We start from the raw sequence: 16,810 nt of genomic DNA, 5'->3' as shown, positions 1-16,810 counted from the left end.
CGCGCTCAGGCGGTGACGGGCCGGTGGATGGCCCCGGCGGTCGCGCTCAGGGGCGCACCGCTGCCGCCCCACCGCAGCGCGACGATCTCTCCGGCCACGGACACGGCGACCTCCTCGGGCGTGCGGGCCCCGAGGTCCAGTCCGAGGGGCGAGCGCAGCCGGGCCATCTCGGCCTCCGCGACCCCCTCCTCGGTCAGCCTCTTTCTGCGTTCGTCATGGGTGCGGCGGCTGCCCATCGCCCCGATGTACGCGGCCGGCCGCCGCAGCGCCTCCCGCAGCAGCGGCACGTCGAACTTCGGGTCGTGCGTGAGGACGCAGATCACCGTGCGCTCGTCGGTCTCCGTACCCCGCAGATAGCGGTGCGGCCAGTCCACGACGACCTCGACGCCCGCCGGAAAGCGCTTGGGCGTGGCGAAGACCGGGCGGGCGTCGCACACGGTGACCCGGTAGCCGAGGAAGTCGCCGATGCGGGCCACCGCGGCCGCGTAGTCGATCGCGCCGAACACCAGCATCCGGGGCGGCGGAGCGAAGGACTGCAGGAACACCGTGACGGAGTCCTCGCGCCGCTCCCCGTCCGGCCCGTAGTGCCTCAGCCCCGTGGCGCCGAGGGCGAGTTCGCCGCGCGCGTCGGCGGCCACGGCGGCGTCCAGGCCCGTCGAGCCCAGCCCGCCGGCGGCGGTCCGCGGCCAGACGGCGAGGGTGGCCCCACGCGGTGCCGGGCCGTCGACCACCGTCGCCACGATCACCGGCTCCCCGTCCGCGACCGACTGGGCGACCGCCCCGAACACCGGATCCGTGCCGGGCGTGACCGGCCGCACCAGCAGGGTGATCTCGCCGCCGCAGGTCAGTCCGACGGCGAAGGCGTCCTCGTCGCTGTAGCCGAAGGTCTCCAGCCGCGCCTCACCGCTCCTCACCACCTCCTGGGCCAGCTCGAAGACCGCGCCCTCGACACAGCCCCCGGACACACTCCCCAGGACCTCGTCGTCCGGACCGACGGCCATCGCCGCGCCAGGACCGCGCGGGGCGCTGCGGCTGACCGCGACGACCGTGGCGAGCCCGAAGGGGACGTGAGCCGCGTACCAGCGGTTCAGCGCCGGCAGAATCTCACGCACGATCCGCTCCTCTCAGGCCGGTCTCCGCCCTGGCGACCCGGTCGGCAGCCTCCGCCCCGCGCACCACCGCCGCCAGCCGCTCCAGCGCCGCCAGGCTGTGCCCCTCGACGAAGTCGTCCACGCTGGGCAGCGCCGCCGCCATCCCGGCGGCCAACGGCGCGTAGCCGGGGCGCGCCTTGCGCGGGTTGGCCCAGATCACCCGGTGGGCCAGACCGTGCAGACGGCGCATCTGCGTCCCGAGCAGGTCCGGATCGTCGCGTTCCCAGCCGTCGGAGAGCAGGACGACGACCGCGCCGCGTGCCATGCCCCGCTGGCCCCAGCGATTGAGGAACTCGCGCAGCAGCTCGCCCAGCCGGGTACCGCCGCGCCAGTCGGGTACGGCGGCCGCGAGAGCCGCCATCGCCAGGTCGGGGTCGCGGTGCGAGAGCTCGCGGGTTACCCGGGTCAGCCGGGTGCTCATCGTGAACACCTCCGTACGGCCGCCGCGCACGGCAGCGTGCGCGAACCGCAGCAGCGCGTCCGCGTACGGCGCCATCGAGCCGCTGACATCGACGAGCAGGACGACCCGGCGGGGACGCGGCACGCGCGCGTGCCGCCGCAGCCGGGCCGGTTCCCCGCCGCGCCGCAGCAGTTCCCGTACGGTCCGTCGTGGATCGACGTCACCGCGCCGGGCGGGCCGCCGCCGCGCCGAGCGCCGGGTCTGCCCGCGCAGCGCGAACGCCGCAAGCAGCCGGTTGAGCTGGGCGCGCTCGGCCGCGTCCAGCTCGCCGACGTCGCGACGGCGCAGCACCTCGGCGGAGCTGGCGAGCGTGGCGGTGGGCGGCCCCGACGGCTCGCCGTCCCCAGGGGCCCGGGAGCCGGCCGGCGCGTCCCGTACGACGAGCCTCAGCCGGGGCGGGGGAGCGGCCCGCACCGGCTGCCGGGCCGGCTCGCCGGCCGGACCGAAGTACGCGCCGAACACCCTGTCGTACCGCTCCAGGTCGTCGTGTCCGCCGCACAGCGTCGCCCGCCCCGCCCAGTACACGTCCGCCCGCATCCCGGGCCGCAGCACATCCACGGCGCGCAGGAAGGCGTACACCCGCTCGGTGCTCGCGTCGACGCCGGCCGCCCGCAGCGCGCGTACGAAGCCGACCAGCACGGCATCGGCGGCCGGCGGCCGGATCTCCCGGCCCTCGTCGCCCGCCTCGCGTCCCGCTCCCGCCATGCCGATCACGCTCCCCGGTCCGCCAGCACCGCCGTGAGGTCGAGCCCCCGCGCCCGCTCGGTGTCCTCCCGGTACTTCAGCACCGACCCCAGCGTCGCCAGTGCCAGTTCGGCGTCCACCTCGCTCGCCCCCAGCGCGTCCAGGGCCTGCGCCCAGTCGATCGTCTCGGCCACTCCCGGCGGCTTGAGCAGGTCCGCACCCCGCAGGGCCTGCACCAGTGCCGTGACCTGCTCGGCCAGGCGCGCGGACACCTGCGGCAACCGGCGCCGCACGATGGCCAGTTCACGGACGAAGGAAGGGTGGTCGAACCAGTGGTACAGGCAGCGCCGCTTCAGCGCGTCGTGCACCTCCCGGGTGCGGTTCGAGGTCAGCACGACCACCGGCGGCACCTCGGCCCGCAGCGTCCCCAGCTCCGGGATCGTGACGGAGTACTCGGACAGCAACTCCAGCAGGAACGCCTCGAACTCGTCGTCGGCCCGGTCGATCTCGTCGACCAGCAGCACCGACCGCCGTGTCTGCAACGCCAGCAGCAGCGGCCGGGCGATGAGGAAGCGCCGGTCGTACAGCTCGCTCTCCAGGCGGTCCGCGTCCTGCACGCCGGCGGCTTCGGCGGCCCTCAGATGCAGCAACTGGCGCGGGAAGTCCCAGTCGTACAGGGCCTGCGAGGCGTCGATGCCCTCGTGGCACTGCAGCCGGATCAACGGCGCGCCGAGCGCCTGCCCGAGGGCGGCGGCGAGCGCGGTCTTGCCGACGCCCGCGTCGCCCTCGCAGAACAGCGGCCGGTGCAGCTTCACGGCCAGGAAGCAGGTGACGGCCAGCCCTTCGTCGACGAGGTAGCCCGTCTCCTCCAGCCGCGCCCGTACCTGCTCCGGGTCGTCCATCCGGGTGATCGGCGCTCACCCCATTCCGGTGGCGGTCAGCACCGCCCGTCCGGTCAGCACCCGTGCGAGGTGCTCCCGGTACTCGGGCGAGGCGGACAGGTCCTGCGACGGCCGGGTGCCCTCGGCCGCCGATCCGGCGGCCCGTGCGACGGCCTCGGGACCGTCGGCGCCGGACAGCGCCTGCTCGGCCGCAGCGGCCCGCAGCGGGGTGGAGCCCATGTTGGTGAGTCCGATGCGGGCCTCGGCGATGTGCCCGTCCTCGCGCCGCACCAGGGCCGCGACCCCGACGATGGCCCAGGACTGGGCGACCGGATGGAACTTCTCGTAGTGGAAGTCCCAGCCGTCCGTCTTCGGGATCCGCACCTCCACCAGCAGCTCGTCGGGCGCCAGCGCGGACTGCAGGTAGTCGACGAAGAACTCGCGCGCCGCAATCGTGCGCCGTCCGCCGGGACCGGCGACGACCAGTTCGGCGTCCAGGGCCAGGGCCACGGCGGGCAGGTCACCGGCCGGATCGGCGTGCGCGAGCGAGCCACCGAGGGTGCCCCGGTGCCGCACGGCCGGATCGGCCACCGTGGCCGTCGCCTCCGCCAGCAGACCGGCGTACCGGCGCACCAGCGGGTCGTGGACCACCTCGTGGTGCGTGGTCATGGCTCCGACGACCAGGCTGCCGCCGTCCTCGCGGACCCCGCGCAGCTCGGGGATCCGGCCGACGTCCACGACCATGTCAGGGAAGGCCAGCCGCAGCCTGAGCAGCGGCAGCAGGCTCTGCCCGCCGGCCAGTACCTTCGCTTCCTCGCCCGCGTCGGCGAGCGCGCGCACCGCCTCGTCCACACTGCCCGGACGGGTGTACTCGAACGTGGGAGGAATCATGCCGGACCCTCCGTCCCCGGCTGCCCCGGCCGACCGGGCTCGCCGTACTGACCGATGTCGCCGGACCGGGCCGCCTGCCCCGACTGCCCGGACTGCGCCGGACCCGTCCCGCCGGGCTCCTCGGCCGCACCCGAGCGTGCCGCCCGAATGGTCTGCCACACCCGGTGGGGTGAGCACGGCATCCGCACGTCCTGCACACCGAGCGGCCTGAGCGCGTCCACCACGGCGTTCACGACGGCGGGTGTCGACGCGATCGTTCCGGCCTCCCCGACTCCCTTGACCCCCATGGAGTTCGACGACGCCGGCGTCTCGGTCCGCCCGGTCACGAAGTCCGGCAGGTCCGCCGCCGAGGGCACGAGGTAGTCGGCCATGGTGCCGGAGACGAGATTGCCCTCGTCGTCGTAGACGGCCTCCTCGTACAGCGCCTGTGCGATGCCCTGGGCGAGCCCGCCGTGCACCTGCCCCTCGACGATCATCGGGTTGACGACGCGGCCCACGTCGTCGACGCAGACGTACGACCGGATGCGCGTCGCGCCCGTCTCGGTGTCGACCTCGACCGCGCACAGATGGGTGCCGTGCGGATAGGAGAAGTTCTCCGGGTCGACCAGGGTCTCGGCGTTGATGGACGGCTCGATGCCGTCGGGCAGGTCGTGCGAGGTGAACGTCTCGAAGGCGATCTCCTGAATGGTCTTCCGTGCCTCCGGGGAGCCCTTCACGCAGAACACGCCGTTCGTGAACTCCAGGTCCTGCTCGCTGGCCTCCAGCAGGTGAGCGGCGACCTTTCGCGCCTTCTCCACCACCTTCGTCGCCGCCCGGTGCACGGCCTCGCCGCCGACGACCAGGGATCGCGAGCCGTAGGTGTCCATGCCCTGCGGTGCCGCTTTGGTGTCGCCGTGCAGCACCTCGACGTCCTCGAAGGGCACGCCGAGCACGTCGGCGGCGATCTGGCTCCAGCAGGTCTCGTGACTCTGCCCGTGCGGACTGGTGCCGGTGACCACCTCGACCTTGCCGGTGGGCAGCATGCGGATGCTCGCCGCCTCCCAGCCGCCGGCCGCGTAGCGCAGGTCCCTGAGCACCCGGCTCGGCGCGAGGCCGCACATCTCGGTGTACGTCGACACGCCGATGCCGAGGCGTACGGGGTCGCCGCGCTCGTTGCGCCTGTGCTGCTCGGCGCGCAGGCCGTCGTAGCCGAACAGGGCGAGGGCCTTCTCGGTGGCCGCCTCGTAGTTGCCGCTGTCGTAGGTCAGCCCGGCGATCGTGGTGTACGGGAACTCCTCGTGACGGATCCAGTTCCGCCGCCGCAACTCGACCGGGTCCAGGCCGAGTTCGGCGGCCAGCTCGTCCATGATCCGCTCGATGGCGAACGTCGCCTCGGGGCGTCCGGCGCCGCGGTAGGCGTCGGTGGGGGTGCGGGTGGTGAAGACGCCGGTGCAGGTGAACTCGTAGGCGTCCATCTTGTAGATCGCCGGGTACATGAAGGCGCCGAGGATCGGGATGCCCGGGGTGACGAGCATCAGGTAGGCGCCCATGTCGGCGAGGAGGTCGACCTTCAGGCCGAGCAGCTTTCCCTCACGCGTGGCGGCGACCTCGATGTCCTGGATCATGCCGCGGCCGTGATGGGTGGCGAGGTAGCCCTCGGAGCGGGACTCGGTCCACTTCACCGGGCGTCCCAGCCGGCGCGCGACCGCGAGCGCGAGGGCCTCCTCGCCGTACACCTGGAGCTTGGAGCCGAAGCCGCCGCCCACGTCCGGGGCGATCACCCGGAGCTTGTGCTCGGGGACGCCGGTGACCGTCGCCAGCATGATCCGCAGGATGTGCGGGATCTGCGTCGCCGAGTAGACGGTGTACTCGCCGGAGGCGGCGAGCGGGGTGACGACCACCGCGCGCGGCTCGATGGCGTTGGGGATCAGCCGCTGCTGGTGGTAGCGGCGCTTCAGGGTCACCTCGGCGCGCTGCCGGACCGAGTCGAAGCTCTCTCCGGTGGCGAGCGGCCAGGTGTAGCAGCGGTTGGTGCCCTTGTCGGCGTGGACCAGCGGGGCGCCGTCGGCCAGCGCTGCCTCCAGGTCCAGGACCGCAGGCAGCGGGTCGTAGTCGACCTCGACCGCCTCCAGCGCGTCGGCGGCCGCGTACCGGTCGCGGGCCACCACGACCGCCACCGGGTCGCCGGCGTGGCGCACCTCGTCGACGGCGACGGGCGGGTGGTCGGGCAGCACGATGTCCTCGGTCACCGGCCAGGCGCAGGGCAGCGAGCCCAGCCCCTCGGCGAGGTCGGCGCCGCTGAACGCCGCGACGACACCGGGTCGTTCGAGGGCGCCGGAGACGTCGACCCGGGTGATCCGGGCGTGGGCCATGGGGCTGCGCAGGACGGCCAGGTGCAGCAGCCCGGCGACCTGGATGTTGTCGGTCCAGTTGGTCTGGCCCGTGATCAGGTGGGCGTCCTCCTTGCGCAGGCGGGCGCGGCCGACCTCGTGTTCAACGGCCTGATCGGTCATGCCGTGGCCTCCTCGGCGACCTGTTGCCCGGAGGCGGCGAGCACCGCGCGGACGATGTTCTGGTAGCCGGTGCACCGGCAGAGGTTGCCCTCCAGGCCCTGCCGGACCTCGTCGGAGGTGGGGTGCGGGTTCTCGCGCAACAGATCGCGCGCCGCCATGATCATCCCGGGGGTGCAGTAGCCGCACTGCAGCCCGTGCCGCTCGTGGAAGGCGTTCTGCAGCGCCGTCCACTCGCCGTTCACGGCCAGTCCCTGGACGGTGGTCACCTCGCTCCCGTCCGCCTGTACGGCCAGCACCGAGCAGCTCTTGACGGTCGCCCCGTCCAGGTCGACCGTGCACGCCCCGCAGTTCGAGGTGTCGCAGCCGATCGGGGTGCCGGTCAGGCCGAGGCGGTCACGCAGGTAGTGGGCCAGGAGGAGACGGGGTTCCACGTCGTCCTCGTACGTCGTGCCGTCCACGTTCACCTTGATGTGGGTCATGTGCCCTCCAGACCGTGTGGGCAGGAGCGAGGGGAAAGCCAGGGGAAAGCGAGGGGATTGCGCGAGGAAAGCGGTGGAAATCAGTCGGACTGGCGTGATGTAGGTCACTCTAGGGCCGCGCCAGGGAGGCGGCGAGTGCTGCGGCGGCCTTTTGTTGAGCGTTAATCCATTGCCGTCGCCGGGGCTGCCCTGCTGCACTGCTCCTCACCCGACGTCACACAGAGAGGACCAGAGATGCGCGCTGCGTGCATGTCCACCCAGGAAGGAATCCCACCCATGCCGAAGGACATCACGCTCAGTGCATCTGCTCAATCTTGGCATTCTCGCGCACGTAGACGCAGGTAAGACCAGCCTGACCGAACGACTGCTGCACGCGGCCGGAGTCACCGACGAGATCGGCAGCGTCGACGACGGCAGCACCCGGACGGACACCCTCGCGCTGGAGCGGCAGCGCGGCATCACCATCAAGTCGGCGGTCGTGTCGTTCCCGCTGGACTCGGTGACGGTCAACCTCATCGACACCCCCGGTCACCCGGACTTCATCGCCGAGGTGGAGCGGGTGCTCGGCGTGCTGGACGGCGCGGTCCTGGTCGTCTCGGCCGTCGAGGGAGTCCAGGCGCAGACCAGGGTGCTCATGCGGACCCTGCGCCGGCTGCGCATCCCCACCCTCGTCTTCGTCAACAAGATCGACCGCCGGGGCGCCCGCGACGAGGCCGTGCTGCGGGAGATGGCCCGCAGGCTGGCTGTGCCGCTGGTCCCCATGGGGGCGGCCACCGCGCTCGGCACCCGTGGCGCCCGCTTCGTCCCCGGCCTCGGCCCCTCCGCCCTGGACGCCCTCGCGGATCACGACGACGACCTGCTCACCGCCTATGTGAACGGCGGCGTCCGCGACGAGCGCCTCCGGGCCGCTCTCGCCGCCCAGACCCGGCAGGCCCGGGTCCACCCGGCCTACTTCGGCTCGGCCGTCACCGGCGCCGGCGTGGCCGAACTGATCACCGGGGTCGAACGGCTGCTGCCCACCGCCGACGGCGACCCGGACGGCCCGCTGTCCGGCACGGTGTTCAAGGTCGAACGGGGCCCGGCGGGGGAGAAGATCGCCTACGCGCGGATCTTCTCCGGCGCCCTGCGTGTGCGCGACCGGATCCCGTTCGGCGAAGGCCGCGAGAAGGGCAGGATCACCGCGCTCGCCGTCTTCGAACGGGGCACGGACATCCGGCAGGACGCCGTCGGCGCAGGGCGGATCGCCAAGGTGTGGGGCCTCGGCGGCATCCGGATCGGTGACGTGCTCGGCGCGCCGGGGCGGCCGTACGAGCACTACTTCGCGCCGCCCACCCTGGAGACCGTCGTCGTCCCGGGGCCCGGCACCGACCGGCGGTCCCTGCACCTCGCCCTCACTCAGCTGGCCGAACAGGACCCGCTGATCGGCGTCCGCCACGACGAGCTGCGCAGGGAGACGTCCGTGTCCCTCTACGGCGAGGTCCAGAAGGAGGTCGTCCAGGCCACCCTCGCCGACGAGTACGGCCTCGCCGTCTCCTTCCGGGAGACCACCACCCTGTGCATCGAGCGACCTGCCGGCACCGGACAGGCCGTGGAATTCAACAAGAAGGATTCCAATCCCTTCCTCGCCACCGTCGGCCTGCGCGTCGATCCCGCGCCGCCCGGCTCGGGCGTGGAGTTCCGTCTGGAGGTGGAGCTGGGCTCCATGCCGTACGCCTTCTTCAAGGCCGTCGAGGAGACGGTCCGCGAGACCCTCGGCCAGGGGCTGCACGGCTGGCAGGTCCCCGACTGTGTCGTCACCATGACCCACTCCGGCTACTCGCCCCGGCAGAGCCACGCCCACCAGGGCTTCGACAAGAGCATGTCGAGCACCGGATACGACTTCCGGGGCCTGACCCCGCTCGTCCTGACCGAGGCGCTGCGCCGGGCGGGCACCCTGGTGCACGAGCCGATGCACCGGTTCCGCATCGAGGCCCCGGCGGACACGCTGGGCACCCTGCTGCCGGTGCTCGCCCGGCTGGGCGCGGTACCGGAGACCACCGGGGCACAGGGTGCGTCCGGTGTCCTGGAGGGGGCAGTGCCCGCCGCGCGGGTCCATGAACTGGAGCAGCGGCTGCCGGGGCTGACCCGGGGCGAGGGCGAGCTGGAGACGGTATTCGACCACTACGCACCGGTCAGCCGTGGCCCGCTCCCCGAGCGGCCGCGTACCGACCACAACCCGCTCGACCGGAAGGAGTACCTGCTGAACGTGACCCGCAGAGTGGGCGACTGAGGCAGTCGAACTGACTGAGAGTCAACTTACTTCTGAGTCAGCAGTATTGACGCTGTCCCGGGCTCCCCCGGACTGTGGTGTACATGCCGACTATCAGGGCGCGTCTGCTACTTGTGCTGGTCGTCCTCTGCGGATTCCTGACGGTGGCGGGCGCCCCGCCCGCCACCGCCGCCTCACCCGCCGATTCCCTCTGGTTCGACGGCACCCCGCTCACCGTCCAGAACGGCCGCTTCACGGACGGCCAGGACCGCGAGATCGTGCTGCGCGGCTACAACGTGTCCGGCGAGACCAAACTGGAGGAGAACGGCGGTCTGCCCTTCGCCTCGGTCGCCGACGCCCGCAGGTCGGCGACCGCGCTGCGCGCCCTCGGCGGCGGCAACGCGGTCCGCTTCCTGCTCTCCTGGGCGCACGCCGAACCGGTGCGCGGTCTGGTGGACACCGGCTACCTGGCCGCGGCAACCGAGCAGATGCGCGCCTTCCTGGACGCGGGCATCCGGGTCTACCCCGACTTCCACCAGGACCTCTACTCCCGCCACCTGTTCAACAGCGGCAGCTGGTACTCGGGCGACGGAGCGCCCAAGTGGGCGGTGGACACCGGAAGTTATCCCAGGGAGTACTGCGGGATCTGCCTCTTCTGGGGGCAGAACATCACCCAGAACGCGGCCGTGCAGAAGGCGCAGTACGACTTCTGGCACAACGCCCACGGTCTGCAGGACGCCTTCCTGGACACGGCCCAGGCGGCCCTCACCTACCTCCGGCAGCACCTCGGCGACAGCGAGTTCGCGAGCCTCGTCGGCTTCGACCCCTACAACGAGCCGTACGCGGGCAGCTACGACTCCGGCCAGACCTCCCGCACCTGGGAACGCGACCTGCTCTGGCCGTTCTATGTGAAGTTCCGCGCCCGCATGGACGCCGCCGGCTGGCAGGACAAACCCGCCCTCGTCGAGCCCAACCTCTTCTGGAACGCGAACATCTCCACCCAGAAGCAAGAGGGCGGACTGCTGGACGCGGGCACGCTCGGCTCCCGCTACGTCTTCAACACCCACTTCTACGACCAGAAGGCCATCTCCGGCATCCTGATGTGGGGCAAGGCGGCGGACGGCCAGTACACCCCCGACTTCTCAGCCGTCCGCGACCGCGCCTCGGCCGCCGGGACCGCGGCCGTGGTCAGTGAGTACGGGCACCCGCTGTCCGGCACGGTGTCCGACAAGGCGCCCACCGTGCTCAAGGCGATGTACCAGGCGCTCGACTCCCGTCTCCCCGGCGCGAGATGGTGGACCGGCCCGGCCGCCTCCGGCCCGGCGCTGTCCGGCTCGCAGTGGCAGTGGGACCTCTACAACGGTCGCCACCACGAGCTGATGAACGGCAACCCGGACAAGGTCGTCACCTCCGCCGACGGCTGGAACGACGAGGACCTCTCGGCCGTCAGGCTCGACGACTCCGGAAACGTGGTCCTCCGCCAGGACGCCCGCCTGCTCGACCGGATCTACCCGAGCGCCACCGCCGGCTCGGCCCTCGCCTTCACCTACGAGGACCGCTCCCGGGACGGCTCGACCACCCTGACCTGGAACCCCGTGCCGGGTTCACTCCCGAACGTGGCACGGCTGGTGGGCCCGGGCCAGTACGGGCTGCTGGTCTGGCGCTCCGGCGGCGGCACCGCACCCACCGAACTGCACCTGCCGGCCTCCTTCCCCGCCTCGGCGACCACCGTCGTCTCCGACCTCGGCACGGTCCACGCGCCGCCGGCCCACACCGCCTCGACCCCGGTCGGGGTGGCCCCCGAACCGGGTGGCACCGGAAGCCGCCGGCTGCTGCTCACCGACACGGACTCCGGGGTCCTGCACTACGCCCTGGTCACCAACGGGGCGACGGCACCCTCGGCGGACCTGCTGACCGCGGCGAGGTCCGAGCTGGCAGCGTGGGCGACGGCGCACTTCTGACAGCCGTACGGCCTCCGGGGGTGCGTGGCGCAACCCCGGAGGCCGTGGGCGGTCCGCTCAACTCCCGCCCGGACCGGTCCAGTCGGTCTGGACGTGCCCGAGCCGCACGCGCTGCGGATGGTCGCCGACCGGGATCGACGTCACCTTCCGCCCGGTGGCGAAGTCGATCGCCGTGACCTGGTCCGCGCCGCTCTCGGAGACGATGCAGTCCTTGCCGTCGCCGCTGACCGTGGCCCAGTACGGCTTGGACGCGGTGACCAGCGGGCCCTCCTGGAGGGTGGCGCGGTCGACCACCGTGGCGTAGTCGTCCATGGTGCCCGCGACACACAGTTCGGCGCCGTCGGGGCTCATCGCAATGCCGTGGTGGCGCGAGTCGTTGACCCAGGTGGTGCGGTCCTCGCTGGTCGCCGGGTTCTTCGGCAGCGTCTTCACCCGGGTGATCTTGTCGGTCGCGACGTCGTACTCCAGGAACCCGTTGAAGAACGACACCTGGAAGTACAGCTTCGACTCGTCGGGCGAGAAGACGGCCGGACGCACGGCGTCCGAGTAGTTCTTCAGTCCGATCGCGTCCAGCCGCTGGCGCATGTCGATGACCTTGACCTGCTTGTACGTCGTCGCGTCCACGACCGTGATGTGCCGGTCGCCCTTCGTCCAGTCCCAGACCGGGTCGTCCAGGGCGGTGTTGACGTCCCCGATGGCCATGTTCCAGATGTACTTGCCGTCCCTGGTGAAGATGTTCTCGTGCGGCTTGTCGCCGGTCGCGAACGACCCCAGCTGCTTGCCGGTGCCGATGTCCAGCACGTGCACGGTGTTCGCGGTCGAGGCGGAGACCGCCACCCGGGTGCCGTCCGGCGAGACCGCCATGTGGTCGGCACGGTAACCGGACACCGCGAAACGCCAGTTGACCTTTCCGGTGGCCAGGTCGATCGAGACGACGTCCGCGAAGCTCGGGCGGGAGACCACGACCGACTTCCCGTCGGGCGTGGAGTACATGTCGTCGGCGAACTGGTCGTGTCCCTCCCCGACGCTGTTGCGGATCGCCATGAAGTAGATCCACTTGACGGGGTCCGCGTTGATCTCCGCCATCCGCTGGTCCTGGTCCGGGACGACGCTGATACGGCCGACCTTCGCGAAGTCCCCGGAGGACTTGATGACATCGGCGGTGCCGTCCCAGTTGTTGCCCACGAACAGCACCTCGCGCAGGCCGGCGGCGTCGGACGCGGCCGGGGCCGCCGAGGCGGCGGTCGCCGGGCCGACGGCGGTCAGGGCGAGGGCGGCGGCAACGGTGCAAAGGTGCCTGGTTCTGGAGGCAGGCATGACTGCTCTCTTTCCTCGGAAAGTCTGAACACGGGCGCTTTCACAGTGAACTTACTGAAAAGTAAGGAGGGGGCGGGCTTCTCGACAAGATGTGTGCACGACAAGATTGGGCCACCGGTGGGTGACGGAGGGGGGAAGCGTGACAGGGAGGCTCAAGGCACCGACGGGCCGCTACGGCGGCAAGACCGCCGAGGAACGGCAGGCGGAGCGGCGGCGCCGTTTCCTGGACGCGGCGCTGCGGTTGTTCGGCGACAGCCCCGGCTTCCGAGGGACCACGGTCGCCGCGCTGAGCCAGGCCGCGGGCCTGTCCACCCGCCAGTTCTACGAGGAGTTCCGCACCCTGGAGGACGTCCTCGCCGCGCTGCACCTGGAGGTGAACGGCTGGGCGGAGCAGGCCGTGCTGGACGCGCTGACGGCGGCGGAGGGGCTGCCGCTGGCGGAACGGGTGGCCGTGCTGTTCCGCGCCTACGCCCGCGACGTCACCTCCGACCCGCGCCGCATGCGCATCACCTTCGTGGAGATCATCGGCGTCAGCCCGCGCCTGGAGGAACAGCGGCTCGCCCGCCGCGCCCGGTGGGTCGACCTGATCCGCACCGAGGCCGACGCGGCGGTGGCCCGCGGGGAGGCGGCGCCGCGCGACTACCGCCTCGCCGCCACGGCCTTCATCGGCAGCGTCAACGGTCTGCTGCACGACTGGAGCGCCGGCTGGGTGGACGCGAGCCCGGACGAGGTCGTCGACGAACTCGTCCGTCAACTGCTCGGCATCCTGCGACCCGAAGGCTGGCGTCCCGAAGCCGGGTGACCGAGGTCGTCAGCGGTCGGCCGCTGCTCCGGCGGGGGTGTCGGACCAGGTCATCGGGGCACCGGGAGGTTCGACGCGCGCGATCGGCCCGGAGCTGGTGTGCTGGAGCGAGGGGCATTGTCACCCGTTCTCCGGAGAGACGCAGATGAGTACCTATCGAGTCGCGCAGGTGACCGCCCCGGACGGCACGTTCGAACTCGCCGAGCGAGAGGTGCCGCAGCCGGGTTTCGGTCAGGTGAGGATCGCCGTCGAGGCGTGCGGGATCTGCCACAGTGACGCGCTCTTCGTGAGCGGCGCACTACCGGGCGTGTCGTTCCCGGAGGTGCCCGGGCACGAGATCGCCGGACATGTCGAGGAGCTGGGCCAGGGCGTGCTGGAACGTGGCTGGCAGGTCGGCGACCGTGTGGCGGTCGGCTGGTTCGGCGGCAGCTGCGGGCACTGCACGCCCTGCCGTGAGGGCGACTTCATGGTGTGCCCGAACCTGACGGTCCCGGGGTGGGCGTACGACGGAGGATTCGCCGAGAAGGTGATCGCACCCGCCGACGCGCTGGCCCGCATCCCCGTCGGGCTGGCGGCGAGCGACGCCGGGCCCATGGCCTGCGCGGGCGTGACCACGTTCAACGGGCTGCGGCGCAGCTCCGCCGGACCGGGAGACCTGGTGGCCGTGCTCGGCCTCGGCGGCCTCGGCCACCTCGGAGTGCAGTACGCGGTCGCGATGGGCTTCGAGACCGTGGGGATCGCCCGCGGCCCCGAGAAGGCCGACCTCGCCAAGCAGCTCGGCGCCCACCACTACATCGACAGCACCTCCGGCACCCCGGTCGCCGAGGCCCTGCAGTCCCTCGGCGGCGCCAAGGCCGTCCTGGCCACCGCCGGAAACTCCGACGCGATCACGGCCACCGTGGACGGCCTGGCCCCCCGCGGGGAGCTGGTGGTCATCGGAGCGGACACCGTGCCGCTCGGCATCAACCCGGCCCAGCTGCTCATGAGCGGGCGCGTCGTGCGCGGCCACCCGGCCGGGACCTCGCAGGACGTGGAGGACACCATGGCGTTCAGCGCCCTGCACGGCATCCGCCCGATGACCGAGCACGCACCGCTGGAGCACGCCGGCGAGGCCTACCAGAAGATGCTCGCCGGCAAGGCCCGCTTCCGGATGGTGCTCACCGACCACTGATCCGGATGGTGCTCAGGCCACTGAGGGTCAGCCGCCCAGCGCGTTCACCGCGTCCAGTACCGGTGTCACCCCGTCCTCCGCCCGGATCCGCGCGCCCAGCGCGCGGGCCCGGGCGCCGTACGACGGTTCGCGTGTGGCCCGGAGCAGCGCCGTGGACAGGGCGTCGGCGGTCAGCCGGCGCAGCGGCACGGCGTTCGGGGCGACGCCCAGCGACACGAGCCGGGCGGACCAGAACCCCTCGTCGAACTGGATCGGGACCGGCACGGCCGGCACCCCGGCGCGCAGTCCCGCCGCGGTCGTGCCCGCCCCGGCGTGGTGGACCACGGCCGCCATCCTCGGGAACAGCACCGAGTGCGGCACCTCGCCGATGGTCAGCATGTCGTCGCCGTCCGCCGCGAGCCCGCCCCAGCCGCGCTGGATCACCCCGCGCAGCCCGGCCCGGCGCAGCGCCGCCACGACCTGTGCGCTCAGCCGGCCGGCGTCCGGCACGGTGGCGCTGCCCAGCCCCACGAACACCGGCGGCGGACCCGCCTCGATGAACTCGTCCAGTTCTGCCGGAAGTCGGCTCTGGGTGTCGTACGGCCACCAGTAGCCGCACACGCCGAGGCCCGGCCGCCAGTCCCGGGGCCGGGGCACCACCAGCGGGCTGAAGCCGTGGTGCACCGGCCAGAGCCGCCGCTCCCTGGCGCGACGCGCGGCGCCGCTGCGGAGCGGGGGCAGCCCGAGGCGGGCGCGGACCGCGGGCACGGTGGCCGCGAAGACATGTTCCACGGCGAGGTTCACACCGTGCCCGGTGAGCCGGTTGCCCGATGTCCCGAAGGAGCCGCCACCGAGCACCGGCGGGGCAAACTCCCGGGTGGGGGCAAGCGGTTGAAGATAGAGGCCCATGCTCGGCAGCCGCAGTCCCTCGGCGACTGCATGCCCGAGCGGCGCGAGCGAGGCCGACAGCAGCAGCACGTCGCTCTCCCGCGCCGCCGCCACCAGGTCGTCGGTCATCCGGCCGACCAGCCGCCGGGCCAGCTCGACCACCCGCACCAGCTTTCCGGTGCCGCTGGCGCTGCGGTGCAGTCCCCGGCCCTGCGGGGACTCCAGCTCCGCGCGCGGGTCGAGCGGCAGCGCGTGGAAGCGCACCCCGGAGCCCGCCAGCAGCGGCTCGAAGCAGCCGTGCGTGACCAGGGTGACCTCGTGCCCGGCACGGCCGAGCCGGTGCCCCAGGCCGGTGTAGGGAGCCACATCGCCCCGTGATCCCGCCGTCATGATCGCAATCCGCACGACGTCCAGTATGGCGGGAGGACGGCCCGCGCAGGTCCGACAACCCACGCCCGGGTGAAGTCGACGGATGCAACGGGCGTGAAGCCGTCGGCCCACGGCGACAAGTGCCTCGACCCCTACGACCTCGGCACCGCCAACGGCACCGAGGCCGTCAACCGGGACTGCAACGGCCAGAACAACCAGAAGTGGTCCCGCACCTGACACCGCTGCCTAGGCGGCGGCGAGCACCAGCAGGCTCGTCGCCGCCAGCACGGCACCGCCCAGCACGCACCAGGCCACCAGCCGCTGCCGCAGCGCCCGGTACCTGGTCTCGTACGTGTGCCGCAGCTCCTCGGCGCGTTCGGCGGTGCGCCGCCACGAGGCACGGGCCAGCGCCAGGTACTCCGTCTCGAAGTGCCGCTCCAGGTCGTCGCGCTCGGTGTCGGTGAGCCAGCCGAGGCGGGAGGCGACACGGGCCGCCGCCGTGCGACCCTCCTCCCGGGCGGCGGCGAGCAGCAGGTGCCCCTCGATCTCCTGGACGAGCACCCGCTCGTCGGGCGTGCGGTTCCCGCCGGCGTTCATCGCGCGCTCGACTCCAGCTCCCTGCCGGCCACCTGAGGATGGTGCAGGTCGAACGCCGGGGACTCGCTGCGGACCTTGGGCAGGGAACGGAAGTTGTGCCGGGGCGGCGGGCAGGACGTCGCCCACTCCAGCGAACGGCCGTAGCCCCAGGGGTCGTCGGCCTCGATCCGTTCGCCGTACTTGGCGGTCTTCCAGACGTTGTAGAAGAACGGGAGCATGGAGGCGCCCAGCAGGAACGAGAAGATCGTCGAGACCGTGTTGAGCGTGGTGAGCCCCTCGACCGCCAGATAGTCGGGGATCCGGCGCTGCATACCGTTCGCACCCAGCCAGTGCTGGACGAGGAACGTGCCGTGGAAGCCGACGAACAGCGTCCAGAAGGTGATCTTGCCGAGGCGCTCGTCCAGCATCTTGCCCGTCATCTTCGGCCACCAGAAGTGGAA

Annotated in this window: 15 protein-coding genes; 5 read left to right on the top strand and 10 right to left on the bottom strand. The window is 72.2% G+C overall.

The features are described from left to right. Nucleotides 1-5 precede the first annotated feature (5 nt). The 6 genes from ACIRU3_RS20145 to ACIRU3_RS20120 are packed head-to-tail and all read right to left on the bottom strand — an operon-like array spanning nt 6 to nt 7,038. Nucleotides 6-1,112, bottom strand: coding sequence for an XdhC family protein (locus ACIRU3_RS20145; protein ID WP_404057965.1), 1,107 nt, complete (start codon nt 1,110-1,112; stop codon nt 6-8). Further along, nucleotides 1,105-2,316 (bottom strand): VWA domain-containing protein, encoded by a 1,212-nt coding sequence (locus ACIRU3_RS20140; RefSeq protein ID WP_404057963.1) that lies wholly within the window; start codon nt 2,314-2,316, stop codon nt 1,105-1,107. The genes ACIRU3_RS20145 and ACIRU3_RS20140 overlap by 8 nt, the downstream gene beginning before the upstream one ends. A 5-nt stretch (nt 2,317-2,321) precedes the next feature. After that, on the bottom strand, nt 2,322-3,197 hold the full coding sequence (locus ACIRU3_RS20135; protein WP_404057961.1) for an AAA family ATPase: 876 nt from the start codon (nt 3,195-3,197) through the stop codon (nt 2,322-2,324). 15 nt (nt 3,198-3,212) lie between these two features. Continuing rightward, on the bottom strand, nt 3,213-4,067 hold the full coding sequence (locus tag ACIRU3_RS20130) for an FAD binding domain-containing protein (protein WP_404057959.1): 855 nt from the start codon (nt 4,065-4,067) through the stop codon (nt 3,213-3,215). Then, the gene (locus ACIRU3_RS20125) at nt 4,064-6,559 is read right to left on the bottom strand and encodes a molybdopterin cofactor-binding domain-containing protein (protein WP_404057957.1); all 2,496 of its coding nucleotides are present in this window, start codon (nt 6,557-6,559) and stop codon (nt 4,064-4,066) included. Before ACIRU3_RS20125 ends, ACIRU3_RS20130 begins: the two co-directional genes overlap by 4 nt. Next, the gene (locus ACIRU3_RS20120; protein ID WP_404057955.1) at nt 6,556-7,038 is read right to left on the bottom strand and encodes a (2Fe-2S)-binding protein; all 483 of its coding nucleotides are present in this window, start codon (nt 7,036-7,038) and stop codon (nt 6,556-6,558) included. Before ACIRU3_RS20120 ends, ACIRU3_RS20125 begins: the two co-directional genes overlap by 4 nt. Nucleotides 7,039-7,336: 298 nt before the next feature. On the opposite strand from ACIRU3_RS20120, the gene ACIRU3_RS20115 reads away from it, so the two are divergent. Then, nucleotides 7,337-9,307 carry a GTP-binding protein gene (locus ACIRU3_RS20115; RefSeq protein WP_404057953.1) on the top strand — a complete coding sequence of 657 codons (1,971 nt, stop codon included), beginning with the start codon at nt 7,337-7,339 and terminating at the stop codon, nt 9,305-9,307. Nucleotides 9,308-9,390: 83 nt separating this feature from the next. Then, entirely contained in the window at nt 9,391-11,247 is a 1,857-nt protein-coding gene (locus ACIRU3_RS20110) for an endoglycosylceramidase (protein ID WP_404057951.1), read from the top strand. Between the two features lie 57 nt (nt 11,248-11,304). On the opposite strand, the gene ACIRU3_RS20105 is transcribed toward ACIRU3_RS20110, so the two are convergent. Further along, nucleotides 11,305-12,564, bottom strand: a complete 1,260-nt coding sequence (locus ACIRU3_RS20105; RefSeq protein WP_404057949.1) for a YncE family protein — start codon at nt 12,562-12,564, stop codon at nt 11,305-11,307. Nucleotides 12,565-12,703: 139 nt separating this feature from the next. Between ACIRU3_RS20105 and ACIRU3_RS20100 the strand changes: the two genes are divergently transcribed. Both ACIRU3_RS20100 and ACIRU3_RS20095 read left to right on the top strand, forming a co-directional pair. Further along, nucleotides 12,704-13,366 (top strand): TetR/AcrR family transcriptional regulator, encoded by a 663-nt coding sequence (locus ACIRU3_RS20100; protein WP_404057948.1) that lies wholly within the window; start codon nt 12,704-12,706, stop codon nt 13,364-13,366. Between the two features lie 145 nt (nt 13,367-13,511). Continuing rightward, entirely contained in the window at nt 13,512-14,537 is a 1,026-nt protein-coding gene (locus ACIRU3_RS20095) for an alcohol dehydrogenase catalytic domain-containing protein (RefSeq protein WP_404057946.1), read from the top strand. Between the two features lie 27 nt (nt 14,538-14,564). On the opposite strand, the gene ACIRU3_RS20090 is transcribed toward ACIRU3_RS20095, so the two are convergent. Further along, nucleotides 14,565-15,794, bottom strand: coding sequence for a glycosyltransferase (locus ACIRU3_RS20090; RefSeq protein WP_404058453.1), 1,230 nt, complete (start codon nt 15,792-15,794; stop codon nt 14,565-14,567). 93 nt (nt 15,795-15,887) lie between these two features. Here ACIRU3_RS20090 and ACIRU3_RS20085 point away from each other — a divergent pair, with 93 nt between their 5' ends. After that, the gene (locus tag ACIRU3_RS20085) at nt 15,888-16,010 is read left to right on the top strand and encodes a hypothetical protein (RefSeq protein WP_404057944.1); all 123 of its coding nucleotides are present in this window, start codon (nt 15,888-15,890) and stop codon (nt 16,008-16,010) included. A 9-nt stretch (nt 16,011-16,019) separates the two neighbouring features. Here the strand turns inward: ACIRU3_RS20085 and ACIRU3_RS20080 are convergent, their stop codons facing one another. Both ACIRU3_RS20080 and ACIRU3_RS20075 read right to left on the bottom strand, forming a co-directional pair. Then, complete coding sequence (locus ACIRU3_RS20080) at nt 16,020-16,370, bottom strand: hypothetical protein (protein ID WP_404057942.1); 351 nt, start codon at nt 16,368-16,370, stop codon at nt 16,020-16,022. Then, nucleotides 16,367-16,810, bottom strand: a 444-nt coding sequence (locus ACIRU3_RS20075; RefSeq protein ID WP_404057940.1) for a cbb3-type cytochrome c oxidase subunit I, incomplete at its 5' end; no start/stop codon positions are given. The genes ACIRU3_RS20075 and ACIRU3_RS20080, both read right to left, overlap by 4 nt.

It is taken from the genome of Streptomyces sp. NPDC101151 (assembly GCF_044768335.1).
Taxonomy (GTDB): Bacteria; Actinomycetota; Actinomycetes; order Streptomycetales; family Streptomycetaceae; genus Streptomyces.
Note: the sequence above shows the minus strand (reverse complement) of the source record. Positions and strands in the feature narration are given on the sequence as shown.

Bases quoted from the DNA above. Each gene is read 5' to 3' on its own strand.
- ACIRU3_RS20135 (WP_404057961.1), bottom strand. From the start codon at position 3,197: ATGGACGACCCGGAGCAGGTACGGGCGCGGCTGGAGGAGACGGGCTAC.
- ACIRU3_RS20120 (WP_404057955.1), bottom strand. From the start codon at position 7,038: ATGACCCACATCAAGGTGAACGTGGACGGCACGACGTACGAGGACGAC.
- ACIRU3_RS20140 (WP_404057963.1), bottom strand. From the start codon at position 2,316: ATGGCGGGAGCGGGACGCGAGGCGGGCGACGAGGGCCGGGAGATCCGG.
- ACIRU3_RS20110 (WP_404057951.1), top strand. From the start codon at position 9,391: ATGCCGACTATCAGGGCGCGTCTGCTACTTGTGCTGGTCGTCCTCTGC.
- ACIRU3_RS20080 (WP_404057942.1), bottom strand. From the start codon at position 16,370: ATGAACGCCGGCGGGAACCGCACGCCCGACGAGCGGGTGCTCGTCCAG.
- ACIRU3_RS20095 (WP_404057946.1), top strand. From the start codon at position 13,512: ATGAGTACCTATCGAGTCGCGCAGGTGACCGCCCCGGACGGCACGTTC.
- ACIRU3_RS20130 (WP_404057959.1), bottom strand. From the start codon at position 4,067: ATGATTCCTCCCACGTTCGAGTACACCCGTCCGGGCAGTGTGGACGAG.
- ACIRU3_RS20105 (WP_404057949.1), bottom strand. From the start codon at position 12,564: ATGCCTGCCTCCAGAACCAGGCACCTTTGCACCGTTGCCGCCGCCCTC.
- ACIRU3_RS20090 (WP_404058453.1), bottom strand. From the start codon at position 15,794: ATGACGGCGGGATCACGGGGCGATGTGGCTCCCTACACCGGCCTGGGG.
- ACIRU3_RS20125 (WP_404057957.1), bottom strand. From the start codon at position 6,559: ATGACCGATCAGGCCGTTGAACACGAGGTCGGCCGCGCCCGCCTGCGC.